Origin of the sequence: Marinobacter sp. DUT-1, assembly GCF_050379415.1 — a bacterium.
GTDB lineage: Bacteria > Pseudomonadota > Gammaproteobacteria > Pseudomonadales > Oleiphilaceae > Marinobacter.
Genome location: NZ_JBNRLS010000001.1, coordinates 63,611 through 89,123 on the forward strand (window position 1 = coordinate 63,611; position 25,513 = coordinate 89,123).

27 protein-coding genes are annotated in these 25,513 nt (G+C 61.1%); 13 read left to right on the forward strand and 14 right to left on the reverse strand.

The features are described 5' to 3' along the window. Window positions 1-3: 3 nt before the first annotated feature. Window positions 4-1,101, reverse strand: coding sequence for a cell division protein ZapE (gene zapE / locus ACQUTG_RS00270; protein WP_428918430.1), 1,098 nt, complete (start codon window positions 1,099-1,101; stop codon window positions 4-6). A gap of 230 nt (window positions 1,102-1,331) precedes the next feature. On the opposite strand from zapE, the gene ACQUTG_RS00275 reads away from it, so the two are divergent. Beyond that, window positions 1,332-1,778, forward strand: coding sequence for a YhcB family protein (locus ACQUTG_RS00275; protein WP_428917494.1), 447 nt, complete (start codon window positions 1,332-1,334; stop codon window positions 1,776-1,778). Window positions 1,779-2,015: 237 nt separating this feature from the next. On the opposite strand, the gene ACQUTG_RS00280 is transcribed toward ACQUTG_RS00275, so the two are convergent. The 11 genes from ACQUTG_RS00280 to ACQUTG_RS00330 all read right to left on the reverse strand — a co-directional run bounded on the left by ACQUTG_RS00280 (window position 2,016) and on the right by ACQUTG_RS00330 (window position 11,098). After that, window positions 2,016-2,759 (reverse strand): Nif3-like dinuclear metal center hexameric protein, encoded by a 744-nt coding sequence (locus tag ACQUTG_RS00280; protein ID WP_428917495.1) that lies wholly within the window; start codon window positions 2,757-2,759, stop codon window positions 2,016-2,018. A 162-nt stretch (window positions 2,760-2,921) separates the two neighbouring features. After that, on the reverse strand, window positions 2,922-3,974 hold the full coding sequence (gene hisC, locus ACQUTG_RS00285; protein WP_428917496.1) for a histidinol-phosphate transaminase: 1,053 nt from the start codon (window positions 3,972-3,974) through the stop codon (window positions 2,922-2,924). Between the two features lie 341 nt (window positions 3,975-4,315). Beyond that, window positions 4,316-5,623: a histidinol dehydrogenase gene (gene hisD / locus ACQUTG_RS00290; RefSeq protein WP_428917497.1), complete on the reverse strand. Its 1,308-nt coding sequence runs from the start codon at window positions 5,621-5,623 to the stop codon at window positions 4,316-4,318. 149 nt (window positions 5,624-5,772) lie between these two features. After that, on the reverse strand, window positions 5,773-6,420 hold the full coding sequence (gene hisG / locus ACQUTG_RS00295; RefSeq protein ID WP_113863416.1) for an ATP phosphoribosyltransferase: 648 nt from the start codon (window positions 6,418-6,420) through the stop codon (window positions 5,773-5,775). Window positions 6,421-6,449: 29 nt separating this feature from the next. Continuing rightward, window positions 6,450-7,712 carry a UDP-N-acetylglucosamine 1-carboxyvinyltransferase gene (gene murA, locus ACQUTG_RS00300; RefSeq protein ID WP_428917498.1) on the reverse strand — a complete coding sequence of 421 codons (1,263 nt, stop codon included), beginning with the start codon at window positions 7,710-7,712 and terminating at the stop codon, window positions 6,450-6,452. Between the two features lie 28 nt (window positions 7,713-7,740). Continuing rightward, window positions 7,741-7,983: a BolA family protein gene (locus ACQUTG_RS00305; RefSeq protein ID WP_092000915.1), complete on the reverse strand. Its 243-nt coding sequence runs from the start codon at window positions 7,981-7,983 to the stop codon at window positions 7,741-7,743. Window positions 7,984-8,031: 48 nt separating this feature from the next. Next, window positions 8,032-8,340, reverse strand: a complete 309-nt coding sequence (locus ACQUTG_RS00310; protein ID WP_428917499.1) for an STAS domain-containing protein — start codon at window positions 8,338-8,340, stop codon at window positions 8,032-8,034. Beyond that, on the reverse strand, window positions 8,337-8,990 hold the full coding sequence (locus ACQUTG_RS00315; protein ID WP_428917500.1) for an MlaC/ttg2D family ABC transporter substrate-binding protein: 654 nt from the start codon (window positions 8,988-8,990) through the stop codon (window positions 8,337-8,339). The genes ACQUTG_RS00310 and ACQUTG_RS00315 overlap by 4 nt, the downstream gene beginning before the upstream one ends. Before the next feature lie 41 nt (window positions 8,991-9,031). After that, window positions 9,032-9,481 carry an outer membrane lipid asymmetry maintenance protein MlaD gene (mlaD, locus tag ACQUTG_RS00320; RefSeq protein WP_428917501.1) on the reverse strand — a complete coding sequence of 150 codons (450 nt, stop codon included), beginning with the start codon at window positions 9,479-9,481 and terminating at the stop codon, window positions 9,032-9,034. 22 nt (window positions 9,482-9,503) lie between these two features. Further along, window positions 9,504-10,286 (reverse strand): lipid asymmetry maintenance ABC transporter permease subunit MlaE, encoded by a 783-nt coding sequence (mlaE, locus tag ACQUTG_RS00325; protein ID WP_428917502.1) that lies wholly within the window; start codon window positions 10,284-10,286, stop codon window positions 9,504-9,506. After that, on the reverse strand, window positions 10,286-11,098 hold the full coding sequence (locus tag ACQUTG_RS00330) for an ATP-binding cassette domain-containing protein (RefSeq protein ID WP_428918431.1): 813 nt from the start codon (window positions 11,096-11,098) through the stop codon (window positions 10,286-10,288). Before ACQUTG_RS00330 ends, mlaE begins: the two co-directional genes overlap by 1 nt. A 167-nt stretch (window positions 11,099-11,265) precedes the next feature. Here ACQUTG_RS00330 and ACQUTG_RS00335 point away from each other — a divergent pair, with 167 nt between their 5' ends. The 12 genes from ACQUTG_RS00335 to yjgA all read left to right on the forward strand — a co-directional run bounded on the left by ACQUTG_RS00335 (window position 11,266) and on the right by yjgA (window position 20,734). Beyond that, window positions 11,266-12,246 (forward strand): KpsF/GutQ family sugar-phosphate isomerase, encoded by a 981-nt coding sequence (locus ACQUTG_RS00335; RefSeq protein ID WP_428917503.1) that lies wholly within the window; start codon window positions 11,266-11,268, stop codon window positions 12,244-12,246. Then, complete coding sequence (gene kdsC / locus ACQUTG_RS00340) at window positions 12,246-12,815, forward strand: 3-deoxy-manno-octulosonate-8-phosphatase KdsC (RefSeq protein ID WP_428917504.1); 570 nt, start codon at window positions 12,246-12,248, stop codon at window positions 12,813-12,815. Before ACQUTG_RS00335 ends, kdsC begins: the two co-directional genes overlap by 1 nt. Continuing rightward, entirely contained in the window at window positions 12,812-13,417 is a 606-nt protein-coding gene (lptC, locus tag ACQUTG_RS00345) for an LPS export ABC transporter periplasmic protein LptC (RefSeq protein ID WP_428917505.1), read from the forward strand. The genes kdsC and lptC overlap by 4 nt, the downstream gene beginning before the upstream one ends. Next, complete coding sequence (lptA, locus tag ACQUTG_RS00350; RefSeq protein ID WP_428917506.1) at window positions 13,401-13,952, forward strand: lipopolysaccharide transport periplasmic protein LptA; 552 nt, start codon at window positions 13,401-13,403, stop codon at window positions 13,950-13,952. Before lptC ends, lptA begins: the two co-directional genes overlap by 17 nt. Next, window positions 13,930-14,655 (forward strand): LPS export ABC transporter ATP-binding protein, encoded by a 726-nt coding sequence (lptB, locus tag ACQUTG_RS00355; RefSeq protein ID WP_428917507.1) that lies wholly within the window; start codon window positions 13,930-13,932, stop codon window positions 14,653-14,655. The genes lptA and lptB overlap by 23 nt, the downstream gene beginning before the upstream one ends. Before the next feature lie 375 nt (window positions 14,656-15,030). Next, the gene (locus tag ACQUTG_RS00360; protein ID WP_428917508.1) at window positions 15,031-16,542 is read left to right on the forward strand and encodes an RNA polymerase factor sigma-54; all 1,512 of its coding nucleotides are present in this window, start codon (window positions 15,031-15,033) and stop codon (window positions 16,540-16,542) included. A gap of 15 nt (window positions 16,543-16,557) precedes the next feature. Then, window positions 16,558-16,869 (forward strand): ribosome hibernation promoting factor, encoded by a 312-nt coding sequence (hpf, locus tag ACQUTG_RS00365; RefSeq protein ID WP_113863403.1) that lies wholly within the window; start codon window positions 16,558-16,560, stop codon window positions 16,867-16,869. An 83-nt stretch (window positions 16,870-16,952) separates the two neighbouring features. Further along, on the forward strand, window positions 16,953-17,423 hold the full coding sequence (ptsN, locus tag ACQUTG_RS00370; RefSeq protein ID WP_428917509.1) for a PTS IIA-like nitrogen regulatory protein PtsN: 471 nt from the start codon (window positions 16,953-16,955) through the stop codon (window positions 17,421-17,423). 28 nt (window positions 17,424-17,451) lie between these two features. Then, complete coding sequence (gene rapZ / locus ACQUTG_RS00375) at window positions 17,452-18,336, forward strand: RNase adapter RapZ (RefSeq protein ID WP_428917510.1); 885 nt, start codon at window positions 17,452-17,454, stop codon at window positions 18,334-18,336. Window positions 18,337-18,342: 6 nt separating this feature from the next. Next, window positions 18,343-18,612 carry an HPr family phosphocarrier protein gene (locus ACQUTG_RS00380; RefSeq protein ID WP_428917511.1) on the forward strand — a complete coding sequence of 90 codons (270 nt, stop codon included), beginning with the start codon at window positions 18,343-18,345 and terminating at the stop codon, window positions 18,610-18,612. A 120-nt stretch (window positions 18,613-18,732) separates the two neighbouring features. Further along, window positions 18,733-20,094 carry a magnesium transporter gene (mgtE, locus tag ACQUTG_RS00385; protein WP_428917512.1) on the forward strand — a complete coding sequence of 454 codons (1,362 nt, stop codon included), beginning with the start codon at window positions 18,733-18,735 and terminating at the stop codon, window positions 20,092-20,094. A 118-nt stretch (window positions 20,095-20,212) separates the two neighbouring features. Beyond that, window positions 20,213-20,734, forward strand: a complete 522-nt coding sequence (yjgA, locus tag ACQUTG_RS00390; protein ID WP_428917513.1) for a ribosome biogenesis factor YjgA — start codon at window positions 20,213-20,215, stop codon at window positions 20,732-20,734. Between the two features lie 160 nt (window positions 20,735-20,894). On the opposite strand, the gene ACQUTG_RS00395 is transcribed toward yjgA, so the two are convergent. Then, window positions 20,895-21,737, reverse strand: a complete 843-nt coding sequence (locus ACQUTG_RS00395) for a carbon-nitrogen hydrolase family protein (protein WP_428917514.1) — start codon at window positions 21,735-21,737, stop codon at window positions 20,895-20,897. A gap of 20 nt (window positions 21,738-21,757) precedes the next feature. Continuing rightward, entirely contained in the window at window positions 21,758-25,492 is a 3,735-nt protein-coding gene (locus tag ACQUTG_RS00400) for a YhdP family protein (protein WP_428917515.1), read from the reverse strand. Window positions 25,493-25,513 lie beyond the last annotated feature (21 nt).

Here is a 25,513-nt window from a genome sequence, read left to right on the forward strand (position 1 = left end):
ACGTCAGGGCTTGTGTGGTGCCTCCAGGTATTCGTGGGACTGCATTTCCAGCAGGCGGGATTCGGTGCGTTCGAATTCGAAGCCGAGGCGGCCGCCGGCGTAGAGTTCGGTGATGGGGGCTGCCGCGGAGATGATGACTTTGACGTTGCGGTCGTAGAATTCGTCGATCATGTTGATGAACCGGCGGGCCTGGTCGTCTTTGTCGCCGCCGAGCACGGGCACGTTGCTGATGATGATGGCGTGGAACTGGCGGGCCATTTCGATGTAGTCGTTCTGGGAGCGCGGGCCGTCGCAGACGTCGACGAAGTCGAACCACACCACGTCGTCGGCGTGGGCCTGGGCCGGGATCTTGCGGCCGTTGATTTCCATGGTTTTGCTGTGCTTCGCAGCCTCCACCGCCAGGCGGTCGAAACTTTCGCGCAAACTCACATCGGCCTGATCATCCAGCGGGCAGTGATAGAGCTCCGCCTGCTCCAGGGTCCGGAGACGGTAATCCACGCCGCCGTCCACGTTGACCACATCGGTGTGTTTCTTGACCAGCTCGATGGCCGGCAGGAAGCGCTGGCGTTGCAGGCCATCTTTGTAAAGTCCGTCCGGCACGATGTTGGAGGTGCACACCAGAGTCACGCCCCGGCTGAACAGGCCGTCCATGAGGGTGGCGAGGATCATGGCATCGCCGATGTCGGATACGAAGAATTCGTCAAAACAGATAACCCGGGTTTCGTCGGCAAACTTTTTGGAGACCTTCTCCAGCGGGTTTTTCTCGCCCTTGAGGGCCTTCAGTTCGTTGTGCACCCGCTGCATGAAGCGGTGGAAGTGCACCCGCATCTTGCGATCGAACGGCAGGGACTCGAAAAACGTGTCCATCAGATAGGTCTTGCCGCGGCCGACACCGCCCCAGAAGTACAGGCCCTTGACCGGCTCTTCCCTGCCCTTCTTGAGTTTGCGGCGGAGTTTGGTCATGGCCTTGTTGCGTTCACTTTCAGCTTCGACCAGTTTGTCGTACAGTGCCTGCAGGCGCTTTACCGCATCTTCCTGTGCCGGGTCCTTGTGAAAATCCGGGCGTTCAAGATCCTTCAGGTACCGCTGCCAAGGAGTCAGGTTCGCACTGGTTTCGGAGGACATCGCTGCTGTCATCAAGGTATTCCCGGAAGTTGGACATGAATTTGGGCGCGGTATTGTCGCTTATTTCGGGATTTTTCGCCATTGGGAGCGGTCGCAGGGGCAATACGACGATTGTTGCAGGCAGTAACCGTGGGCGGGGGGCGCCCCGGCGCGTTATACTGCGTTGAGGGCTTGGCTCATTTCTAGCTAAAAGGACGACACAGCATATGACGAACCTGATTCTGGCAGCGATTGCCGCATTGGTTGTTGGCATTGTCATCGGGGTAATGGTTGGCCGCTCCGGTCAGGGACAGACTCTTCGGCAGCGCCGTGCAGAGCAGCAGATTGATGAGCTGCGGAGCGAGTTTACTCGTTACCAGGCTCAGGTGAATGAGCACTTCATGGAGTCAGCCCATTTGCTTCGGCGGTTCAATGACGCCTACCGGGATGTGAACCAACACATGGCCCGGGGCGCGAATCGCCTCTGTAATGACGAGGATTGGATGGAGGAGCTTCAGCAGGAGACTTCCAAGAAGCGCCTCGAGGAAGTCCGCGAGGATGCGCCGGCCGAGCCGCCCCGGGATTATGCGCCGAAGAAGGATCCTGAGGCGAAGGGGACGCTGGCTGAGGACTTTGGGTTGGATAAGGAGCGGAAGGCTTCTTCTGAGGCTTGAAGTTACTTTTCACGGCAGGACTGCGAACTTGGGTGCGTGAGCGGATCGGGAAGGGCTGTCCAAAACCCGCTCCTTCGGCACGTCCATGTGACGCTTGAGCTCCGCCATCCATGGCTCCGCACAGTTTTGGACAGCCCTTCCCGATCCGCTCAATCAGACTTCTTTGCAATTCGCTTGGAGCACCGGGGTCAGAAGAAAGCCTTCTTCTGACCCCATTTTCATGACTCCACGTTCAAATCACACCGGGTTATCGCAATCTATAAACTGGTGGGTTACCCCGAATTCCTCTTCCAACGCCTTCCCGAGTGCCTGCACACCGTAACGCTCGGTGGCATGGTGGCCTGCAGCGAAATAGTGGATACCACATTCCCGTGCCGTGTGAGTCGTCGGTTCTGAAATTTCCCCGCTGATATACGCATGCAGGCCAGCATCCAGGGCGATGTTGATAAAGCCCTGCGCGGCGCCGGTGCACCAGCCTACCCGTTTGATCTCCTGATTGCCCTCACCGACCCACAGTGGTTCGCGGTGGAGCTTTCTGGCGATGTGGAGGCCGAATTTTTCCGGGGTCATCGGTTCCTGCAGTTCACCTTCCCAGACCAGGCCGCCCAGCGGGTGCGGGTTTTTGATTTCCAGGACGTCGGCGAGTTGGCGGTTGTTGCCGTATTCCGGGTGGTCGTCCAGCGGGAGGTGGTAAGCGACCAGGTTGATGTCGTGGTCGAGCAGCTGTTTCAGGCGCTCGCGCTTCATGCCACGGATGCGCTGGTCTTCGCCTTTCCAGAAGTAGCCGTGGTGGACGAGGATCATGTCGGCGTTGGCGTCGATGGCGGCTTCGATCAGCGCCTTGGATGCGGTTACGCCGGTGACGATGGTGTTGATTTCGTCTTTACCTTCGACCTGGAGGCCGTTGGGGCTGTAGTCCTGGAAGTTTTCGGGTTGGAGCCATTCGTTGATGGTGTTCAGGATATCGTTTCGAGCTGCCATAGAGCTCCTCCTGATTGCCTTCTGAGTTGGGAGTGGCCGGCAGGCGGGGAGGGCCTTCCGGGAACCGCTACGAGCACATCCATGTGCGCTTGACTCCGGCCATCCATGGCCTCCGACATTCCCGGAAGGCCCTCCCCGCCTGCCTCCGCGAACCATTCAGTTTTACAGAGACTGAAGGCCCTTGATCAATGCATCATTCTGCTCGGCGGTGCCGATTGTAATGCGCAAGAAGTCGCTGATTCTGGGCTTGTTGAAGTGCCGGACGATGATGCCCTGCTCTCGTAGACCCTTTGCCAGTGCCTCTCCGGACTGACCTTTGTGCCGGGCGAAGACAAAATTTGCTTTTGACGGCAGAACTTCAAAGTCCATGCCTTCCAGTGCTTCAGTTACGCGCTCGCGCTCACTGATCACGCCGTCGCAGCACTTCTGAAACCAGGCTTCGTCCTCGTAGGCGGCTTTCGCGCCGGCTAGGGCCAGTCGGTCCAGAGGATAGCTGTTGAAGCTGTTTTTCACTCGATTCAGTGCTTCGATCAGATCCTTGTGGCCAATGGCGAGACCGACACGCAAGCCTGCCAGAGAACGGGCCTTGGACAGAGTCTGGCTGACCAGCAGGTTCGGGTATTTGTCTACCAGGGTAATTGCGCTCTGGCCGCCAAAGTCCACGTAGGCTTCGTCGACTACGACCACCCGGTTGGGGTTAGCCTGAACGATGGCTTCCACTTGCTCCAGCGGCAGATAACGGCCGGTGGGAGCGTTCGGGTTCGGGAAGATGATGCCGCCGTTGGGCTGCTGGTAATCTTCCGGGTTGATCTCGAAGCTGTCGGTGAGCGGTACCTTCTTGCCTTCGATGTTATAGAGGCCACAGTAGACCGGATAGAAGCTGTAGGTCACGTCCGGGAACAGGATCGGCTCGCCGTGCTGGAACAGGGCGTAGAAGATGTGGGCCAGGACTTCGTCGGAGCCGTTGCCGAGGAATACCTGTTCCGGCTGGACTTTGTGGTAGTCGGCGATGGTTTGGCGCAGGGCCTCGCCTTCCGGGTCCGGGTAGAGGCGGAGGTTGTCGTTCAGTTCGGCCTGGATGGCTTCGATGACCTTGGGCGATGGGCCGAAGGGGTTTTCGTTGGTGTTGAGCTTGACCAGGTTTGCCATTTTCGGCTGTTCGCCCGGGACGTAGGGGACCAGGTCGTTTACCAGGGGGCTCCAGAATTTGCTCATTTGATCCTCTTACTCCGAGTCGACGGCAGGTGGGCGGCACGTCTCCCGGGAACCGCTACGAGCACCCCTTGCGGGGTCCGGCCAGCAATCACAGATTGCTGTCGTTCGGCTGCGCATGAAGCTCCGCTTCATAAACGCTTGCCTTACCCCTGTGCGCTTGTTTCGGGCCACCCATGGCCCTCTACATTCCCGGGCGGAGCCTTGCCCACCTGCCTACTAACTTTGGTGCTGGCATGTTGAACTTGGGGTCAGAAGAAAGTGTTCTTCAGACCCCTGAGTTAGGTTCGACATAGGGTCAGATGAAGGTTTTCATCAGACCCCTGAGGTCCATCTGACCCCGCTTAATCTTTGATCCGGTACTCCGCCGAGCGGGCGTGGGCGGTTAGGCCCTCGCCTCTGGCCAGGACGGAGGCTACGCGACCCATGCGGTCGGCGCCGCTGGCGCTGAAGCCGATGAGGGACGAGCGCTTCTGGAAGTCGTAGACGCCCAGTGGCGAGGAGAACCGTGCGGTGCCGCTGGTGGGCAGTACGTGGTTCGGGCCGGCGCAGTAGTCGCCCAGGGCCTCGGCGGTGTAGCGGCCCATGAAGATGGCGCCGGCGTGGCGGATGTCGTCCAGCATGGCCTGCGGGTCTTCCACGGACAGCTCAAGGTGCTCCGGGGCGATCCGGTTGGATACGTCGGCCGCTTCCTTGAGATCTGCCACCTGGATCAGGGCCGCACGGTCGGTCATGGAGGTGCGGATGATGTCCGCGCGTTCCATGGTCGGCAGCAGTTTGTTGATGCTGGCTTCCACGGCATCCAGGAATTCCGCATCCGGGCTGATCAGGATGCTCTGGGCCTGCTCGTCGTGCTCGGCCTGGGAGAACAGGTCCATGGCGATCCAGTCCGGATCGGTCTTGCCGTCAGAGATCACCAGGATCTCGGAGGGGCCGGCGATCATGTCGATGCCGACCACACCGAACACCTCGCGCTTGGCCGTGGCCACGAAGATGTTGCCCGGGCCCACGATCTTGTCCACGGAAGGGATGGTTTCCGTGCCATAGGCCAGCGCGCCGACTGCCTGGGCACCGCCGACGGTGAATACCCGGTCGACACCGGCAATGGCGGCAGCGGCCAGGACCATGTCGTTCACGACACCGTCCGGTGTGGGCACGACCATGATCACTTCACTGACGCCGGCCACTTTCGCCGGGATGGCGTTCATCAGTACGGACGAAGGGTAAGCCGCTTTGCCGCCCGGGACATACAGCCCGGCGCGGTCCAGCGGGGTTACCTTCTGGCCCAGGATCGTGCCGTCCTGGTCCTGGTACTGCCAGGACTTCTGGTCCTGACGCTCGTGGTAATCGCGGATGCGTTCGGCGGCCTTTTCCAGGGCCTCACGCTGGTCCCGGGGGATGGCGTCCAGGCTTTTCTGGAGCCGGTCCTTGCCCATTTCCAGTTCGGCCACGGAGCCGACCGCCAGGCGGTCGAACTTTTCGGTGAATTCCAGGACGGCCTGGTCACCGCGGGTTTTGACCTCGTGCAGGATGTGACGCACCGACTCGTTCACCTGATGATCTACGCTGTCGTCCCAGGCCAGGAGTTTGGCCAGTGCGCTGTCGAAGTCGCTTTGGGAGGCGTTCAGTCGTTTGATGGTTACGTCGGTCATTTCTGTGTTCCTGCTTCAGGAGGACATTGCTTTGGTTTTGCTCTGGTGCTGGGTTACCGGGGTCAGATGAAAGCTTTCATCTGACCCCAACTTCAATTCCAAGGCCAGATCCAAATTACCGGGGTCAGAAGAAGGCTTTCTTCAGACCCCTACTTTTTCTCTCGCCGCTTTTCTACGGCGGCGGCCATCTTTTCGATTATGGGGTTAATCCGCCCATGTTTCATCTTCATGGACGCACGATTAACCACTAAACGGCTGCTGATGTTTTCAATCAGGTCCCGGGCTTCGAGGCCGTTGGCCTTGAGGGTGTTACCGGTATCGACAATATCCACGATCTCGTCGGCGAGGCCGAGGATCGGGGCCAGTTCCATTGCGCCGTACAGCTTGATGATATCGGCCTGGCGGCCCTGGGCGGAATAGTACCTTCGAGCCAGGTTGACGAACTTGGTGGCCACCTTGATCCGGCCGTTCGGCGGTGTCTGGCCCTTTGGACCGGCAGTCATCAGGCGGCAGCGGGAGATGTTCAGGTCCAGGGGCTCGTACAGACCTTCCGCACCATGTTCCATCAGCACATCCTTGCCGGTCACGCCCAGGTCCGCACCGCCATACTGGACATAGGTCGGCACGTCGGTGGCACGGATGATCAGTACGCGCACGTCCGGATCGGTGGTCGGAAACACCAGCTTGCGGGATTTCTTCACGTCGTCCACCAGCTCGATGCCGGCTTCCGCCAGCAGCGGCAGGGTTTCTTCGAGGATTCGTCCCTTCGACAAGGCGATGGTGATGGAATCTGTCATGCGTCCTTCCGGTTTCCCGTCTGTGTCTGTTAGGCCGGCAGGCGGCGGATGCTCGCGCCCAGCAGCTGCAGTTTCTCTTCAATACACTCGTAGCCGCGATCGATGTGGTAGATGCGGTCCACGATGGTGTCGCCATCGGCCACCAGGCCGGCAATGACGAGGCTGGCCGAGGCCCGCAGGTCGGTCGCCATCACCGGGGCACCGGTCAGATGCTCAACGCCCTTGATGATGGCGGCGTTGCCTTCCAGGGTGATGTCCGCGCCCATGCGGCCAAGTTCCTGCAGGTGCATGAAGCGGTTCTCGAACACCGTCTCCACGATGGTACCGGTGCCTTCCGCCACCGCATTCATGGCGGCGAACTGGGCCTGCATGTCGGTGGGGAACGCCGGGTACGGAGCCGTGCGCAGGCTGACCGCTTTCGGCCGTTTACCCTTCATGTCCAGCTCGATCCAGTCCGGGCCGGTCTCGATGTGGGCGCCCGCCTCTTCCAGCTTCAGCAGGACGGCTTCAAGCAGGTCCTCACGGGTGTCCTTCAGCTTCACCCGACCACCGGTGGCGGCGGCGGCCACCAGGAAGGTGCCGGTTTCGATGCGGTCCGGCAGCACGTCGTAGTGACAGCCGTGCAGGCGCTCGACGCCGTTGATCTCGATGGTGGCGGTGCCATGGCCCTTGATGTCCGCACCCATGGCAATCAGGCACTCGGCCAGGTCGACCACTTCCGGCTCGCGGGCGGCGTTCTCGAGGATGGTCTTACCGTCGGCCAGGGCCGCGGCCATCATCAGGTTCTCGGTACCGGTTACGGTCACGGTGTCCAGGAAGATATGGGCACCCTTCAGACGACCGTTGGTCTTGGCCTTGATGTAGCCGTTCTCGACCTTGATGTCCGCACCCATCAGCTCCAGACCGTGGATGTGCAGGTTGACCGGCCGGCTGCCGATGGCACAGCCACCGGGCAGGGACACCTCGGCCTCACCAAAGTGCGCCACCAGGGGTCCGAGCACCAGAATCGAGGCGCGCATGGTCTTGACCAGCTCATAGGGGGCGTGGAAGTGCTTGATGGTGTTGGCGTGGATCTCCACGCTCATTTTCTCATCAATGATTACCTCAACACCCATGCGGCCCAGCAGCTCGATCATGGTCGTGATGTCGTGCAGGTGCGGCAGGTTGCCCACGGTCACCGGCTCATCCGCCAGAAGTGTGGCGGCGAGGATTGGCAGTGCCGCGTTCTTGGCACCGGAAATACGGATTTCGCCATCGAGGGGTCTGCGCCCGCGAATCAGAAGTTTGTCCAAAATAGAATTCCTGTGTCTGGCGGGCGTATCAGCCCTGGCGCTCGGCCCATTCTGCGGGAGTGAAGGCACGCGGATGCAGGGCGTGGATGGTGCCGTCCATAACGTGCTGGAACAGCGCCTTGTTGATCATTTGCTGCCGTTTGATGGTCGGCAGGCCCTCGAATACGTCACCCACCACGACGACCATGTAATGGGTACCATCAACCTGGACCTGAACCTCGCATCCGGGCAAGGCTTCTTCGACCAGTTTTGTGACTTCGGCGGCGTCCATAAACTATCCTCGGGTGTTTTGGAAAATCAGGGGCGAGATTGTAACCAATTAGTCGGCGCGGGTCAGCTGGGCACTCAGATTACTCAGTGATGCCAGCGAGGCAAGGCGGCCATTGATGCCTCGAAAACTCAGGTCGATACCCTGCTTCCTGGCAAGCCGCTCCCAACAGAGCATCATGGAGAGCACCACACTGTGTGCGGTTTCCAGACCGGAGACATCAACCACGAGACCATCGTTGATCCCGGAAATCAGCTGCTCCCCCTGCTGGCGAAGGCCAATGACCGACGAAGCGTTTACCTCGCCGGTCACGATCATCTCGCCATCCCGGAGCTCGGCGCGCGGTACGGAAGGACTCATGAGTTGTCTGCGTCTCCGTCCAGATCGATGGCCTTGGCGGCATCGCTCCAGCCGTCGATCACGACCTGGATCTGGCCCCGGTTCTCTTCCATTTCCTGGCTGAAACGATCCCGGAAGGCGAGACCAATGTTCACACCTTCAACGATCACGTTCTCCATCAGCCACTGGCCTTCACCGTTCCGGTACATGGAGTACACCACCGGATAGCGGTTGCCCGAGGAGCTGATGACTTCCAGATCTACCGAGGCGCGGTCTTCATCCCGCGGCAGGATGGTCGCCTCCTTCACGTTGATCTCGAAGTCGTCGGCATCGACCAGGGCCTTGGCATAGCTGTCGAACAGGCTGCGCTTGAACTTCTCGACGAACTCGTCACGCTGCTCCGGGGTGGTCTGGCGCGCGTAGCGCCCCATTACGCGGGCGGCGATGCGACGGAAATCCACAAAATCGGTCAGGGCCTCGTCCATGCTCCGGTAGAAGGCCTCGGGGTCCTTCTCATACAGGCCCCGCTCCTCATTCAACTTCTCCACCAGCTTCTGGGTGTTGACGTCCACGTATTCACGCAACTCTTCAGCCTGCTCCGCCTGCGCCTGGCTAACCACCGCGACCATCAGGGCCAGTGCCAGGAAAAGTCGTTGAGTCAAAGCAACCATCAGGATCTCCCGCTATCTCTGTTCGGTCCGTGCTCCGGTGCTCATTTACCGGAAGCAAAGTTACTGATCAGCCGCTCAAGGTTCATGGCGGACTGGGTGGAGTAGAAGGTATCGCCCGCTTGCAGCGATTCCATGTCTCCACCGATGGATATATCAATGTACTGCTCACCGAGCAGGCCGGATGTACGTATTACTGCGGAACTGTCCGCCGGAATGTTGTCCACCTCGGCATGAATCGACATTTTCACCCGGGCCTGGAAGGTTTCCTTGTCGAGGGAAATGGACTCGATGGTGCCGACCGTCACCCCGGCCATGGAGATCTTGCCCCGGGGTGTCAGGCCGCCGGTATCGTTGAAATTGGCGTACAGGGTGTAGGTGCTCTCGGCGGCCTTGGGCGACAACCCGCTGACCTGAAGCGCCAGTACCAGCAAAGCCGCCAGCCCCGCAACCATGAACAGACCAACTATGATTTCAATGGTTCTCTGTGCCATTACCGGCTCCCGTTGATCAATCTCAGAAATCGCCGAACATTACGGCGGTTAGCACAAAATCCAGCCCCAATACCGCCAGGGACGAGTAAACCACGGTCTTGGTGGTGGCGGAACTGATTCCGGCGGACGTGGGCACACAGTCGTAGCCCTGGAACACCGCGATCCAGGCGCAGACAAATCCGAACACGACGCTCTTGATGAAGCCGTTCATCACGTCGTCCACGAAGTCCACAGAGGACTGCATGTTGCCCCAGAAGGAACCTTCGAACACGCCCAGCCATTCCACACCGACCAGCATGCCGCCCCAGATACCGACCACGGAGAAGATGACCGCCAGTATCGGCATGGCGATAAAGCCGGCCCACAGGCGGGGTGCGATCACCCGCCGCAAGGGATCCACCCCCATCATTTCCATGCTGGACAGCTGCTCGGTGGCCTTCATCAGGCCGATCTCCGCGGTCAGGGCCGAGCCGGCCCGCCCGGCGAACAGCAAGGCGGTGACCACCGGCCCCAGTTCCCGCACCAGGGTCAGCGCAATCATCTGACCGATGGCAGCCTCGGAACCGTAATCGGAGAGGATGGTGTAACCCTGCAGCCCCAGCACCATGCCGATGAACAGGCCGGACACCACGACAATAGCCAGGGACAGCACCCCGACCGCATAAATCTGTTTGACCAGCAGAGGGAAGCCGGTCACCGGGCGTGGCACGCCACTCAGCACCCCGGCCAGAAAACGCCCGGAGCGACCGAGGGAAGCGACAATGTCGAGGCCCAGCCGGCCCAGGGAAGCGATACGGTCCAGCATCAGGCGCCTCCTCCCAGACCGAAGTCCTTGCCGGCATCGTCCGCGGGATAATGGAAAGGCACCGGGCCGTCCGGCTGCCCCTGCAGGAACTGCTGGACCTGATCCGACGGGTGCGCCTTCAGCTCCTCCGGCGTGCCTTCACCAATGACCTTGCCGTCGGCAATGATACAGGCGTAATGACAGATACTCAGGGACTCGGGCACGTCATGGGACACCAGCACACTGGTCAATCCCATGGAGCTGTTCAGATCCCGGATCAGTTTTACCAACACGCCCATGGCGATGGGATCCTGGCCGGCGAAAGGCTCGTCGTACATGATCAGCTCCGGATCCAGGGCAATGCTTCGAGCCAGGGCAACCCGGCGGGTCATGCCACCGGAGAGCTCCGACGGCATCAGGTGGCGGGCGCCCCGCAGGCCGACGGCTTCAAGCTTCATCAACACGATGTCGTGGATCATGTCTTCGGGCAGCTTTGTGTGCACCCGCAACGGGAAAGCCACGTTTTCAAAGACACTCAGATCGGTAAACAGGGCGCCGCTCTGGAACAGCATGCCCATCTTTTCACGCAGCGTGTACAGGGCCTTGCGCTTGAGACGCGGCACCTCGTGGCCATCCACCTGGACGCTGCCACTGTCCGGGCGCAGTTGTCCCCCGATCAGCCTTAGCAAGGTGGTCTTCCCGGTACCACTGGGGCCCATGATCGCGGTGATCTTGCCCCTGGGGATATCCAGGGTGATGCCATCGAAGATGCGCCGGCCGGAACGGGAGAAGACAACGTCCTTCAGAGATATGTATGCAGTCGAACCCATAATCTGTCCCTTTCGAGGAGGAGCTACATTATGCGATGCGGCGCCTAACCTCAATGTCTCACCGGTAAAATGTCGTGATGGTCATCACCGGATTTATTGAAAATGATATACTTCCGCCACTTTCAACGCTTTTTGCCGAATTCCCCCGATACGAGCCAGGCCAGAGCCCGATGACTGAACAGACCAGCCACGATTTCCGGACATCCGCCCTTCGCGCCATTCGCATCGAGCGCGATGCCATCGAGGCCCTCGAAGGCCGCATCGACGACCACTTCTTCCGCGCCTGCGAGACCATCATGGCCTGCAAGGGCCGGGTGGTGGTGACCGGCATGGGCAAGTCCGGTCATATCGGCAACAAGATCGCGGCTACCCTGGCCAGCACCGGCACGCCTTCTTTCTTTGTGCACCCCGGCGAAGCGAGCCATGGCGACCTGGGCATGATCACCAGCCAGGATGTCGTCATTGCCATCTCCAACAGCGGCAACACCAGTGAGGTGGTGACCATCCTGCCTCTGATCAAACGCATGGGCGCCCCGCTGATCAGCATGACCGGCAATCCGGACTCGGTGCTGGCGCGGGAGGCGGTGGCCAACCTGGATGTCCGGGTGGACGCCGAGGCCTGCCCGCTGGGCCTGGCCCCCACTTCCAGTACTACGGCAACTCTGGTCATGGGAGATGCATTGGCGGTGGCCCTGCTGGAAGCCCGGGGCTTCAGCGCCGAAGATTTCGCCTTCTCCCACCCCGGTGGCAGCCTGGGCCGGCGCCTGCTGCTCAAGGTTTCCGACATCATGCACACCGGTGAGCAGATTCCGGTCGTGACCGAAGGCACCACCCTCAGTGGCGCCTTGCTGGAGATTTCCCGCAAGGGCCTGGGCATGACGACCGTAGTGGATGCCAAAGGCGACCTCACCGGCATCTTTACCGACGGCGATCTGCGCCGCACCCTGGACCGGTCCGTGGATATCCACAACACCGCCATCGAGGAAGTAATGACCCGCCACGGCAAGACCATTGCCGCCGACCACCTGGCGGCCGAAGCCCTGAACATCATGGAAGAGATGAAGATCAACGCCCTGCCGGTCACCGACGAGAAAGGCGCCCTGGTCGGCGCCATCAACATGCACGACCTGCTCCGGGCGGGAGTGATCTGATGGCCGACCTGACCAGTCCGCTGGCTTCGCAATGGCCTGAAGAGCTGATCGCCAGGGCCGCCCGCATCCGCCTGATCGCGCTGGATGTGGACGGCATCATGAGCGACGGCAAACTCTATTTCAGCGCCAACGGCGACGAACTCAAGGGCTTCAATATCCTCGACGGCCTTGGCCTGAAACAGCTGATGGCAGCCGGCATCACCGTCGCTGTCATCACCGGCCGGCGCTCACCGTTGACCGAAAAACGCATGAACGACCTGGGCATCCCGCACCTGATGCAGGGCCGCGAAGACAAGAAGGTGGCCTTGCAGGAGCTGGTGCGCACCATGGACATTGCTCCGGAGGAAATTGCCTACATGGGGGACGACCTGCCGGACCTGCCGGCACTGCGCTTTGCCGGTCTGGGCATCACCGTACCCAACGGCTACTGGCTGGTGCGACAGCATGCGGACTACTGCACCAGCGTGGCCGGTGGCAATGGCGCCGTACGGGAAGCCTGTGACCTGATCCTGACCGCCCAGAACAAACTGGACGCCGCACTTGCCCCCTACCTGGAGCCGGCGGGATGAGCAGCCCCCTGGAGTCGCTCCGGCAAGTCAGCGAGCGCCCGCTGGTGCGGGCGCTTGCGGTGATGGCCCTGGTCGCCGTGGCCCTGTTCCTGCTGTGGCGCAGCGACGAGCCGCCGGCACCGGACCCGGAAGCTGCTGCCCTGCGCGGCCCGACCGAACCGGATGGCTTTGTGGTGGACGGTACCTACACCGCCTATGACCAGAACGGCAACCTGGAAGTGCGCTTCTCCAGCCCGCGGATCGAGCAGTTCGAGGAGGGCAACATGGCCACCATGGTATCGCCCACTGCCCGCATCCGGGGCGAACCCGGCACTGAACCCTGGACAATCTCGGCGGACAACGGCAGCCTGCTGCAGAACGAGAATCTGCTGTACCTGACCGACAACGTGCGTATCATTCGCCCGATTGGCGACCGTGAGGCGACCCTGACCACGTCAAAGCTGACGCTGGACAACGATCAGAACATCATCTATACCGACGCTCCGGTGGAGATCACCGATCGCATCGGCGTTACCCGTGCCACCGGCATGAAAGCCTGGATCAACGAGCGAATTCTGGAGCTCAACTCCGACGTGGAAGGACGTTATGAGACCGTTCAATAAACATCCGTCCGGCGTGTTGGCCACCCTGCTGGCGCTGGTCCTCAGCGGCCCGGTCCTGGCCTTCGACCTGGATTCCGACCAGCCGATCACCGTCAGCGCCGACAGCGCACGGCTCGATGACAGCAAGGGCGTGGCCACCTATACCGGTGACGTGATCCTCACCCAGGGCAAGACCCGACTGACAGCCGAACGGGTCGTGCTGTACCGCAACACCGAAGGCCTGAACCGTATCGAGGCGTCCGGCGCCCCGGCCCACTATACCCAACCGAGCCGTGACGGTGAGGGCGAGACCGATGCCCGCGCCCTTAACATCACCTGGTCTGCCACTGACCGGCAGCTGACCTTTGAACGGGAGGCGGTGATTGAGCAGAATGGCAACCTGTTCCGCGGCGACCTCATCCATTACGACACGGTTCGCCGGGTAGTTACCGCCGAGGGCGGACAGGAAACGGGATCCGGCACTGGCCGGGTTGAAATGGTTATCCAGCCCCGCAGCACCAGACAGGGATCCGATGGCAGTACTGAGAGCCAGTAACCTGGCAAAGAGCTACAAACAGAAGAAGGTGGTCATCGACGTTTCCCTGGAAATCCAGAGTGGCGAGATCGTCGGCCTGCTCGGCCCCAACGGCGCCGGCAAAACCACCTGCTTTTACATGATTGTTGGCCTGGTGCCCGCCGATCGCGGCCGCATCACCATTGATGGCCAGGACATCACGCCCCTGCCCATGCACGGGCGTGCCCGCAAGGGAATCGGCTACCTGCCCCAGGAAGCCTCGGTATTCCGCAAACTGACCGTGCGGGACAACATCATGGCGATCCTGGAAACCCGCAAGGGCCTCGGCCGGGCCGAGCGTGATGCCAAGCTCGAAGAGCTATTGGAAGAGTTCCACATCACCCACATTCGCGACAGCGTCGGCATGGCACTCTCCGGCGGCGAGCGCCGGCGGGTGGAAATCGCCCGCGCCCTGGCCATGGAGCCCGCCTTCATCCTGCTGGACGAACCCTTCGCCGGCGTGGACCCGATCTCGGTGAGCGACATCAAGCACATCATCCGCCACCTGCGGGACAAGGGCATCGGGGTACTGATCACCGACCACAACGTGCGGGAGACACTGGATATCTGCGAGAACGCCTACATCGTCTCCGGGGGGCATATCATTGCTTCCGGCAGCTCGGAGGAGATTCTGGCGAATCAGCAGGTGAAAGAGGTGTATCTGGGGAACGAGTTCCGGCTCTGAGAGTGGGGTCTGAAGAACGCCTTCTTCTGACCCCGAGTTGGAATTGAGCACAAGCCAAAGGTCCAGGTTGGGGTCAGATGAAAGTTTTCATCAGACCCCTGAGTCAGGGGCCACCCCAGGGGTCTGAAGAACGCTTTCTTCTGACCCCGGGTCGGATTTGAGCACGAGCCAAGGGTCCAGGTTGGGGTCAGATGAAAGTTTTCATCAGACCCCTGAGTTACATCCCCGCCACCTTTCATGTTCAATCTGACATCCAATTCCAGTAAACTCGGCAAAGAACTTGCTTGCTACGGCAACTAGCTAGCATACAAAGCATTTTTTCTCTGATGCCAAGGTGACAGAGCGTGACGAGTAACGGATCCTGAACGTATGGTGATGAAAGCTTCATTACAGTTAAAGCTGGGTCAGAGCCTGACCATGACGCCCCAGCTGCAACAGGCGATCCGGCTTCTGCAGCTCTCCACCCTCGATCTGCAACAGGAAATCCAGCAGGCCCTCGATTCCAATCCGATGCTGGAAACCTCCGAGGACGACGACCACGCCGAAGCGCCGGCGGACAACACCGAAAATCGGGACGACCAGGAACAGGATTCCACTGCCAGTGCCGAAACCGGTGATGACTGGGACGATGCCGGACCGGAATGGACCGGCGAGAACGAGGTTCCCGATAACATCCCGGACGACCTGCCCGTCGACACTGCCTGGGACGACATCTATCAGTCCGCGCCGGCCTCTTCGGCCCGCAATGACGACGACAACGAACAGGATTTCGAGACCCGCAACTCGCCGACGGAAACCCTGCACGATCACCTGGAATGGCAGATCAACCTGACACCCATGAGCGAGCGGGACCGGGCCATCGCCCATGCCCTGCTCGATGCGGTAGACGATCACGGCTACCTGACCAGCCCTCTGGAGGAGATCCATGCCGGCCTGCAGGACGACGCCGACGAGGATCCCCTGGAACTGGACGAGGTGGAAGCGGTGCTGCACCGGCTCCAGCATCTGGACCCGGCTGGCGTGTTTGCCCGTGATCTGCAGGAATGCCTGCTGATCCAGCTCAACCAGCTGCCGCCGGACACCCCCTGGCTGGCCCAGGCTCGGCTGGTGATTACCCACTACATCAACCTTCTGGGTAACCGGGACTACGCCCAGCTGCTGCGCAGAAGCCGCCTGAAGGAAGATCAGCTGCGGGAAGTCCTGGCGCTGATCACCGGCCTCAACCCCCGACCGGGCGATGTGATCGACCACGGCGAGCCGGATTACGTCATCCCCGATGTCATCGTCAGCAAACACAACGGCCGCTGGCGGGTGGAACTGAATCCGGAAATTGCCCCCCGCATCCGCGTGAATGCGAGCTATGCTTCTCTTATAAGGCGTGCGGACAGCAGTGCAGACAACACCTACCTGCGGGATCAATTGCAGGAGGCCAAATGGTTCATCAAGAGCCTGCAGAGCCGGAATGAAACCCTGCTTAAGGTGGCCACCCGCATCGTGGAGCACCAGCAGGGCTTCCTGGACCAGGGTGAGGAGGCGATGAAGCCGCTGATCCTGTCCGATATTGCCCAGGCCGTGGACATGCACGAGTCCACCATTTCCCGGGTGACCACACAGAAATACATGCACACGCCCCGGGGCATCTTTGAGCTGAAGTACTTTTTCTCCAGCCATGTCAGCACGGATGAAGGGGGTGAATGTTCCTCAACGGCCATTCGCGCGATGATCCGGAAACTGATTGCCGCGGAAACTCCTAAAAAGCCATTGAGTGACAGTAAAATTGCAGCCATGCTAGGAGAACAGGGCATCAAGGTGGCAAGACGCACCGTGGCCAAGTACCGGGAGGCGATGCATATTCCGCCTTCCAATGAACGCAAACGACTGGTGTAACAACAGGAGACGCCTATGCAACTCAATATTTCAGGCCATCACGTAGAATTGACTCCCTCCCTCAAGGATTATGTCACCGAGAAGTTCGACAAGCTGGAGCGCCACTTTGACCACATTTCCAACTGTCAGGTGACCCTGGAAGTCGAAAAGGTGCGCCAGATTGCGGAGGGGACTCTGCATGTAGCGGGTGGCGGTGAAATTCATGCTAAGGCCGAGAATGAGGACATGTACGCAGCCATCGATGCCCTGATCGACAAGCTGGATCGTCAGGTTCTCAAGCACAAGGAAAAGAACGTAGACCGGATGCACGGTAACGGGCAGCGTTAACAGTCCGTCTCCATGCGGTAATCCAATGGCGCTGCGGCACTTCGGGTGTCGCAGCCTTTTTTTTACGGAAATGCAGTCGATCCATGAGCGACACATCCCTGACCATAGACAACATCCTTGTACCGGAGCTGACCCTCTGCCGGGCGCCGGCATCAAGCAAGAAGCGGGTTCTGGAGTTCATCGCTGAAAAGATCCACCAGCAGGATGAAACCCTGAGCGACACCGAGATCTTCAACAACCTGATCGCGCGCGAGCGGCTCGGAAGTACCGGAATCGGCCAGGGGATTGCCATCCCCCACTGCCGGCTGGAGGGCCTGGACCGGGTGATCGGTGTGCTGATGACGCTGGAGGAAAGCGTCGAGTTCGATGCCATCGACAATCAGCCCGTGGACCTGGTGTTTGCCCTGATCGTGCCGAAGGAGGCGACCAGCGAGCATTTGGAGCTGCTGAGCCAGCTGGCCGAGAAATTCAATGAGCGGTCCTTCTGCAACAGGCTCCGCGAGTGCGAAGACGCCAGGACATTGTATGAGCGCATGACAGCCGCTAACGGCTGAACCCGACTTTACCGGAGGTATGCTGGGCATGAAGTTGATCATCGTGAGTGGCAGGTCAGGCTCAGGCAAGAGTACCGCACTGCATGTACTGGAAGATCTGGGCTTCTACTGCATCGACAACCTTCCCATCGGGTTGCTGTTTCCGTTGACCCGGGAAGCGGCCGCCCAGGAAAGGCCGGGGCGGCTGAACAAGATGGCTGTGAGTATTGATGCCCGCAACCTGTCCGGTGAGCTGGCCAATTTCGAGGATATCTACAGTCAGCTGCAGGAAACCGGCATCACGGTGGAGATCATCTACCTGGACGCGGACGAGCAATCCCTGCTGCAGCGTTTCCATGCCACCCGCCGCAAGCATCCCCTGAGTGACGACAAGACCTCCCTGCGCGAGGCCATTACCAGCGAGAAGAAGCTGCTGGAACCGCTGTCCAAGCTTGCGGACCTCTATATCAACACCACCGGCATGTCGATGTACGAACTGCGGGATCAGGTCAAGCAACGGGTGGTGGGCCGTAAAGAGCAGGAACTGGCCCTTCTGTTCCAGTCCTTCGGCTTCAAGCACGGGGTGCCGCTGGATTCCGATTACGTGTTTGATGTCCGCTGCCTGCCCAACCCCTACTGGGATACCAGCCTGCGCAAGTACGTGGGCACCGACCAGCCCGTGATCGATTTCCTGGAGCGGGAGCCGGCCAGTCGCAAGATGGTCGATGATCTGATCGCTTTCCTGGACACCTGGCTGCCCGGCTTTGCCGAAAGCAACCGCAGCTACATGACCATTTCTATCGGCTGCACCGGCGGCCAGCACCGCTCCGTGTATATCTGCGAGCAGCTGGGCAAGCATTTCCGCGAACGCTACAACAACGTGCAGGTGCGCCACACCGAGCTGCCCCACCTGCAAGCCCGGGGAGAGACCTGAAGCACCATGATTCGCCGCCCCATCACCATCATCAACAAGCTCGGCCTGCACGCCCGCGCCACGGCCAAACTGGTGGCGACCGCCTCCGAGTTCGACAGCCAGGTCCGGATCGCCCGCAACGGCCGCGAGGTGGACGCCAAAAACATCATGCAGGTGATGATGCTCGCCGCCAGCCAGGGTACCGAAGTGGAGCTGATTGCCGAAGGGCCGGATGAGGAACGGGCCATTGAGGCGCTGGTCAGGCTGATTGATGATTATTTTGGTGAGGGGGAGTAAGCGTGAACATGGGGTCAGAAGAAGGTGTTCTTCAGACCCCTGGGGATTTAACCCCGTTTTCACTCACCTGTAACGCCTAACTCCGCTATAATAAAGGCGTTTTCAGCAAGCAGGTGATCCATGACCGATATTCTGGAAAAAAGCCAGGCCAGGCAGCGTTTGCGCTCTCTGAGTGAGGCGCTGGATAGTGGTGCCCTCAAGCAGGTTGCCCGCATCCTCAATGGCGGCCTGAGCCCCAGTGATATCGCCCACCTGCTGGAATCCTCCCCTCCCCGCCAGCGTGCCCTGCTCTGGAACCTGGTGGAGAAGGATCTGGAGGGTGAAGTCCTCCAGTACCTCAGCGATGACATCCGTAGCTACTTCCTGAGCCAGCTGAACGCCCAGGAACTGGCGGACATCATCGAGGATTTCGAGTCGGACGACCTCGCCGACTTGCTGCAGCAGCTGCCGGACACGGTGATCCAGGAAGTCCTGGACACCATGGACGAACAGGACCGGCTGCGGGTCGAGGAAGTGCTGTCCTATCCGGAGGACACCGCCGGCGGCCTGATGAACACGGACACCATCACGGTGCGCCCGGACATCAGCATCGACGTTGTGCTCCGTTACCTGCGCCGGCACCGCAACCTGCCCCCGATGACCGACAGCCTGATCGTGGTCAGCCGGCGGGACGATTTTATCGGGGTGCTGCCCATTACCCGGATCCTGGTGTCCAACCCTGCGGCGACCGTGCGGGAAGTCATGGACACCGAAGTCGAACCCATTCCCGTGACCCTTTCCGACACCAAGGTAGCGACCATGTTCGAGCGCTACGACCTGATCTCGGCGCCGGTGGTCAATGAGGAGGGCCGGCTGCTCGGGCGCATCACCATCGATGACGTGGTCGACGTTATCCGGGAAGACGCCGACCACTCCCTGATGAGCATGGCCGGTCTGGACGAAGATGAAGACACCTTCGCCCCGGTCTGGAAAACCACCCGCCGCCGGGCGGTGTGGCTGGGCATCAACCTGGTCACCGCCTTCATCGCCTCGGCGGTGATCGGTCTGTTCGAAGCCACTATCAGCAAGGTGGTCGCCCTGGCAGTGCTGATGCCCATCGTCGCCAGCATGGGCGGCATTGCCGGCAGCCAGACCCTCACACTGGTCATCCGCGGCATGGCCGTGGGCCAGATCAGCGGCGCCAACGTTCGATGGCTGCTGAACCGGGAGTTCTTTGTGGGTGCCCTGAACGGCCTGTTCTGGGCGCTGGTGGTGGCCACGGCTGCGGCCGCCTGGTTCCAGGATCTGCTGATCGGCGGTATCATCGCCGCCGCCCTGGTCATCAACCTGGTAGCCGCCGCCTTTGTGGGTACCATGTTGCCGCTGTTTCTCAAGTCCCGGAACATTGATCCGGCGCTGGCGGGCAGCGTTATCCTGACCACGGTGACGGATGTGGTGGGATTTATGGCGTTTCTGGGGTTGGCGACGATTTTTTATGCGTAGGCGTTGCAACTGAACATGGGGTCAGATGAACAAGTTCATCAGACCCCTGAGTTGGGCGCGACTATGGGGTCTGATGAAAGCCTTCATCTGACCCCGACTTGGGCTTTAGGTAGCAACTATGACAGATCACCACGACGACGAATTCCAGGAAGACCTCGGTCCCAGCAAATCCCAGATCAAGCGGGAGATGCATGCCCTGCAGGAAGTGGGCAAGCGCATGCTGGATCTGAGCGACGACCAGCTCAACAGCCTGCCCATCAGCGATACCCTGAAGGCGGCCATCGTCGAGTCCCGGCGAATCCGCAAGAATGAGGCGCGCCGGCGGCACCTGCATTACATCGGCAAGGTCATGCGCAACGAGGAAGACCCGGAAGCCATCGAGCGCGGTCTCGACGCCTTCGACGCGGGCAGTGCCGAGCATACCCGCCGCCACCACCTGGCCGAGCGCTGGCGCGACCGGATGGTGGCAGAAGGGGACTCTGCCGTCGGCGAGTTTATTGATTACTGCCCGTCGGCGGATATCCAGCACCTGCGCAACCTCGCGCGGAATGCGAAGCGGGATGCCGAGAAGGAGAAGAATACCGGTCAGGCGAAGAAGCTGTTTCGGTATTTGCGGGAGTGTATTGACGAGGTGGAATAGGGTCAGCCGGGATTGGTGAAGATGGGGTCATCCCCCAGGAGTCTGAAGAACGCTTTCTTCTGACCCCGTTTTTAGATGCGATCCCGGAATTTGACCTGAACATGGGGTCAGATGAAGGCTTTCATCAGACCCCTGCGTTACCAACCCCCGGCGCCCTGGCTCAAAGCCTCCGGTGCTCCCAGACCGGCATGTTTGCCCTCACCTGCTTCAGCCGCTCCAGATCCAGCTCGGCGGTAATTACGCCGGGGCCGTCTTGTTCGCGCTCGGCGGTGATGTTGCCCCAGGGGTCGCAGATCAGGGTGTGGCCGTAGGTGCGGCGGCGCTCGCTGTTCTGGCCGCCCTGACCGGGGGCGACGACCCAGACCTGGTTCTCGATGGCCCGGGCGCGGATCAGGGCATGCCAGTGGGCATCGCCGGTCTGCCAGGTGAAGGCGCTTGGCAGGCAGACCCAGTCGGCGCCCTGCTCCCTCAGCGCGCGGAACAGCTCCGGGAAACGCAGGTCATAGCAGATGGCCATTCCCAGCTTGCCCACCGGCGTATCGATGGTCACCACCTGTTCCCCCGGCTCGAAGGTGTCCGATTCCCGGTATTGGCCGTGGGCGTCTTCGACTTTCGCGTCAAAGAGATGAATCTTGTCGTAACGACCAACCTCCTGCCCCTGATCGTCATACACCAGGCAGGTGGCCCGCACCCGATCCTCGATATCGGTACCATCCGGTCGCTGGGCCAGAGGCAGGGAGCCACCCACAATCCAGATCCCGAGCTTCCGGGCCTGGACTGACAGGAAATCCCGGATCACCGGTCTGTCGCCCGCTTCTGTCCGGCCACAGGCAATCATGTCCCGCGTCGACAGCACGGCAAAGTTCTCCGGCAGCACCGCCACCTTCGCCCCCTGTCGGGCGGCATCGGTCAACAACCGTTCCGCTTCGCGCAGGTTCGCCTCGATGTCCCGGGTACTCACCATCTGGATCGCGGCTACCCGCTGTTTTGTCTGTGTGCTCATAGAATCCTTCTCCGCTCGCACTATTCGCCGGTATCGAAGACCCGGCGAAGGTCGACCTCGGGATTATCCCAGGTCCCGGTCACACTATAGGTGGCACTGGTCAGTTTACTCAACGGGTCGCCCAGAACCTTGTCCAGCACGAACAGCGCACCGCCGATTGGCGCCCCCGCCCCCATGAGCAGAGCCGCCAGGGGGAGGTTCTGGGTAAGCGGCAGGACCACCACCAGTCGCATGTCCAGGGTTTCCTCGGACAGGTCGGTTGTACCGCTGAGCTTGAACGCGCCCGAGGGGCCGACAATCTGCAGCTCGGGATTCATGGTTACCAGTCCGTTATCGATCCGGGCCTTGCCGGAGATGGCGTCAAAGGCCACACCCCGTTCATACAGGTCGGAAAAATCCAGTTTCAGGCGCCGCCAAAGGGTGTCGGCATTCAGCAGGTTGAAGATCCGGAACACCTGGGCGGTGCTGTTCTGTTCCAGGATGATCCCGTCATCCAGCCGCAGGCTCAGGGTTCCGCTGACCTCCCGCATGGAGAAGTCATCCGGTCGCCCGGGCCAGTCCAGATCGAGTTCGATATTGGTCTGCCGGTTTTCCAGCGGAATTTCTGTGCCAAACAACTGGTTCAGGTCGGTCAGGGCACCGCCGGTGACCGAGCCGGCAAAGCGACTGACTTCCCGGTCTCCGGCAATGCTCCAGGTCATCTCGCCCAGCAGGGTCAGGGAGTTCAGGCGACCCTGGATGTCATTGACCTTGAGCTGGAACGGTTCCGGCCGCAGAAGGAACGTCCAGGTTCCCAGGCTCTCATCATTGAGCTGAAGGTCGGCAATGCTCACATCGACGTCCGGCCAGCTGCCCATATCCAGGGCCCGGAAGGCTTCCAGTTGTTCTTCCAGGGTCAGCAGCTCCGGCTGGGCTTCCCGTTGTTCATCATCCCGGACCAGTCTCAGCACCTCAAAATCCGCCTTCACCGGCTCGTCACCGTCCGGAAGTACCACCCGGCCCACCGCCCGCTCGGAACGGGTACTCACGACCCAGCGGTCCTCCAGCTGCAGCGCACTGATCCGGATATTTCTGAGGGTATGGGAACCCAGGTAAAGGTGGCCGAGGGTCAGGTCGAAACCGGTGTCGTGCCAGAGGAAATCGAAGCCCATCCGGTTCTCCCAGCTGCCGGCGATCCGCAGCCCCTCCTCGGCCCGGGGCTCGATGGTGGCCTCCAGTGGTGCCTGTTCCTTAGCGCTCTTGGCCAGTGGTTCCGGCCAGTCCACGGCGAGCCCCTCAAGGTTGGAACGTACCCGTATACCGGAGGTGGTGTCCGCTCCGACCGTCAAGGCGGCGGAATACGCGAGGATACCCTTGAGCCCGAATCCGCTGTCATTCTCCAGGCCGGCCTGGCGGAAGACCTCTGGTACTGTGAGCTTACCATCCTGGCGAATGGCAAGGCCCTGCCCGCCCTCGCCCACGCTGAGGCTGACCGCCACCGGGTCACCGAAGAATCGGGCCTGGATCGGCCCTCCGGAGAAGCCATCGACGGTATGATAAGTGAGATCGCCGGACAGCTCGGTCCAGCCAAGGTTGGCAGCGGGATAACGTACCGAGCCATTGGAGGTCTGAACCCGGGCCTGGACCACCGGCTCTCCACCCTCGCCCAGGGGCAGCTCAAGATTCAGGTCCAGCGCGTAGTCCCCTCCATACTTCAGGCTCCGGGCCTCGGAGCCGGCCATCTCGCCCAACGGGCTGTTGTCCATCCAGAAAGGCACGGCATCACCGGGCACCCGGGCAGCGGCATCCACATAGAGCCGGGTGCCATCGCCGGGAATCACCGTTACCCGGCTCGGGCGGAGTTCCAGGCCGCCGGTCCGGCCAGATTCCAACTGAACGTCCGTGTTACCGTTGTGGATATCGACCCTGCCCCGCGCCGACGTCACTTCCGGCCAGCGTTCATCGTAACGGACCGTCGCGTCCTCGAAGGTGTACCACATGGACGAGACGAACGAACCCCGGGGCGCATCGCGGCCGATCTGGCCATGGCCATAGTAGACCCCATCGGTGATCCGCGCCTCGGTGATCGCTGTAGTCAGCCATTCATACAGGCCGGGATTGACAACCTTTGCCGGCACGAAATCTGTCAGCATCCCGGCTCGGCCATCCTCGACACCGACGCGAAGACCAAGGTTGTCCTCGCCCTCACGATCCAGGCGCAGATCAAAGGCGCCGGTGAGGCTGGTGGTGTCGCCATAGCTCATCCGGATGTTATCGGAATACACGCGAGTGATGGGACCATCCATTAGCCAGGCGACGGTTCCCTGCACTTCCCGGAACGACCAGTCGTCCCGGAACAGACGGGGAAAGCCAAGGGTGACCGGCGCTCCGGCGGGCGCCAGTTCCACCGAGCCGGAATTGCGGCGCAGGGCAATCCGGCCATCCAGACCGGAGGCACCCGGAGCGCCGCCGTGGGCCTGGATCCGCACGTCACGTAACAGGCCGGTGAGCTCGAATTCCGTCAGATCACGGGCGGGCAGCCTCAGATGCATCCGATCCAGATAACCTGCGGGGCGATAGTTCCGGAGCGCACGACCCGCCCGCTCCGGCAGCAGGGGCAGGACCGAAAGCAAGCGACGCAGTGGCCCCAGGGGCAACGCATCTGCCACCACCTCGACATCCCCACCCGCCCGGGGCATCAGACGCACACTGAACGGCGGGACGGTGACCTCATTCCAGGTCCACTGGAGTTCCTGCAGGTGGATCTCTCCCCGTGAAACCACAGCGTTACCGCCGTTCTCCGCCCGCCGCCAGCCGAAACGGGCACTGATGTTCTCGATCGGCGCCAGGGATTCGCTACCCACACCCAGTTGCAGATACGGCGTCTGCACCGAGCCGCTTGCCTGCTGAAGCAGGCCATCCCGGAAGGTCAGCCAAAGCTGCCCTCCCAGATCAAAACCTTCGACACGGAGCCTGCGCCACTGGTATTCGTCGATGAGGCCGTCGAACAGCCGGCCGGAATCGACGTCCATATACAGCTGGCCAGTAAAGTCACCACGGAAGAAGTGCCGCCCGACCAGGCTGAAACTGGCCAGCTGCTGGGTGGTGCCAGGCTGCATGGCGCGGCCGGAGGCCCGGAACAGGCCACGGTGGTAGACCAGATCCAGCTGGGGGATCTCAAGATGCCGCAGCTGGCCCTGGTTGTCCCGGATCGCCAGATTGACACGAGTGAGTTTGACGTAAGGATCGGACAACCAGCGCCCTGCCAGCTCAACCCAGTCCTGGAACTGGCGCCGGGCGGGCGCAGGCAGTTCCGCACCCTCGACACCCACCTCGCCTTCCGGGGTCTGGTTGAGAGTCAGCTCGAGGCCATCGGCTTCGAAGGCTTCAAGAACCACCCGGAACCGAAACAGGGAAGCGAGGAAATCGAGGCGTATCCGGAGGTGCTGCAGGCGGACCACATAGTCCTCGGTCCCGGGTTCGATGATGTCGATATCCCGGGCCAGCAGGGTCGGGTCCAGCCAGTTCCAGCGGGCGTCAAGGCCACCGATTTCCACCTGCTTGCCGGTGCGCGCCGACAGTTCGAGCTCGAGATCGTCCCGGAAGCTCTCAATATTCTGGGTCAGTTGCCGGCCGATGCCCGCGTACAGTGCAAACAGCAGAAGCACCACCAGCAGGGACCACCACACCAGGCTCGACAGCCGTGCAGCGAGGCGTACCGGCCGACTTTCGGGAGGCGGGTCCGGCAACGGCGGCCCGTGATCGGCTGAGGACATGGATTCCGTTACTCCCCGGGC

Coding starts and splice junctions, on each gene's coding strand:
- ACQUTG_RS00395 (WP_428917514.1), bottom strand. CDS start 21,737: ATGAGCACACAGACAAAACAGCGGGTAGCCGCGATCCAGATGGTGAGT.
- ACQUTG_RS00310 (WP_428917499.1), bottom strand. CDS start 8,340: ATGAGTCCTTCCGTACCGCGCGCCGAGCTCCGGGATGGCGAGATGATC.
- ACQUTG_RS00400 (WP_428917515.1), bottom strand. CDS start 25,492: ATGTCCTCAGCCGATCACGGGCCGCCGTTGCCGGACCCGCCTCCCGAA.
- hpf (WP_113863403.1), top strand. CDS start 16,558: ATGCAACTCAATATTTCAGGCCATCACGTAGAATTGACTCCCTCCCTC.
- ACQUTG_RS00380 (WP_428917511.1), top strand. CDS start 18,343: ATGATTCGCCGCCCCATCACCATCATCAACAAGCTCGGCCTGCACGCC.
- mgtE (WP_428917512.1), top strand. CDS start 18,733: ATGACCGATATTCTGGAAAAAAGCCAGGCCAGGCAGCGTTTGCGCTCT.
- mlaD (WP_428917501.1), bottom strand. CDS start 9,481: ATGGCACAGAGAACCATTGAAATCATAGTTGGTCTGTTCATGGTTGCG.
- rapZ (WP_428917510.1), top strand. CDS start 17,452: ATGAAGTTGATCATCGTGAGTGGCAGGTCAGGCTCAGGCAAGAGTACC.
- hisC (WP_428917496.1), bottom strand. CDS start 3,974: ATGAGCAAATTCTGGAGCCCCCTGGTAAACGACCTGGTCCCCTACGTC.
- ptsN (WP_428917509.1), top strand. CDS start 16,953: ATGAGCGACACATCCCTGACCATAGACAACATCCTTGTACCGGAGCTG.
- ACQUTG_RS00275 (WP_428917494.1), top strand. CDS start 1,332: ATGACGAACCTGATTCTGGCAGCGATTGCCGCATTGGTTGTTGGCATT.
- ACQUTG_RS00360 (WP_428917508.1), top strand. CDS start 15,031: ATGAAAGCTTCATTACAGTTAAAGCTGGGTCAGAGCCTGACCATGACG.
- lptB (WP_428917507.1), top strand. CDS start 13,930: ATGGCAGTACTGAGAGCCAGTAACCTGGCAAAGAGCTACAAACAGAAG.
- hisG (WP_113863416.1), bottom strand. CDS start 6,420: ATGACAGATTCCATCACCATCGCCTTGTCGAAGGGACGAATCCTCGAA.
- kdsC (WP_428917504.1), top strand. CDS start 12,246: ATGGCCGACCTGACCAGTCCGCTGGCTTCGCAATGGCCTGAAGAGCTG.
- lptA (WP_428917506.1), top strand. CDS start 13,401: ATGAGACCGTTCAATAAACATCCGTCCGGCGTGTTGGCCACCCTGCTG.
- lptC (WP_428917505.1), top strand. CDS start 12,812: ATGAGCAGCCCCCTGGAGTCGCTCCGGCAAGTCAGCGAGCGCCCGCTG.
- mlaE (WP_428917502.1), bottom strand. CDS start 10,286: ATGCTGGACCGTATCGCTTCCCTGGGCCGGCTGGGCCTCGACATTGTC.
- hisD (WP_428917497.1), bottom strand. CDS start 5,623: ATGACCGACGTAACCATCAAACGACTGAACGCCTCCCAAAGCGACTTC.
- ACQUTG_RS00280 (WP_428917495.1), bottom strand. CDS start 2,759: ATGGCAGCTCGAAACGATATCCTGAACACCATCAACGAATGGCTCCAA.
- ACQUTG_RS00315 (WP_428917500.1), bottom strand. CDS start 8,990: ATGGTTGCTTTGACTCAACGACTTTTCCTGGCACTGGCCCTGATGGTC.
- ACQUTG_RS00335 (WP_428917503.1), top strand. CDS start 11,266: ATGACTGAACAGACCAGCCACGATTTCCGGACATCCGCCCTTCGCGCC.
- ACQUTG_RS00305 (WP_092000915.1), bottom strand. CDS start 7,983: ATGGACGCCGCCGAAGTCACAAAACTGGTCGAAGAAGCCTTGCCCGGA.
- yjgA (WP_428917513.1), top strand. CDS start 20,213: ATGACAGATCACCACGACGACGAATTCCAGGAAGACCTCGGTCCCAGC.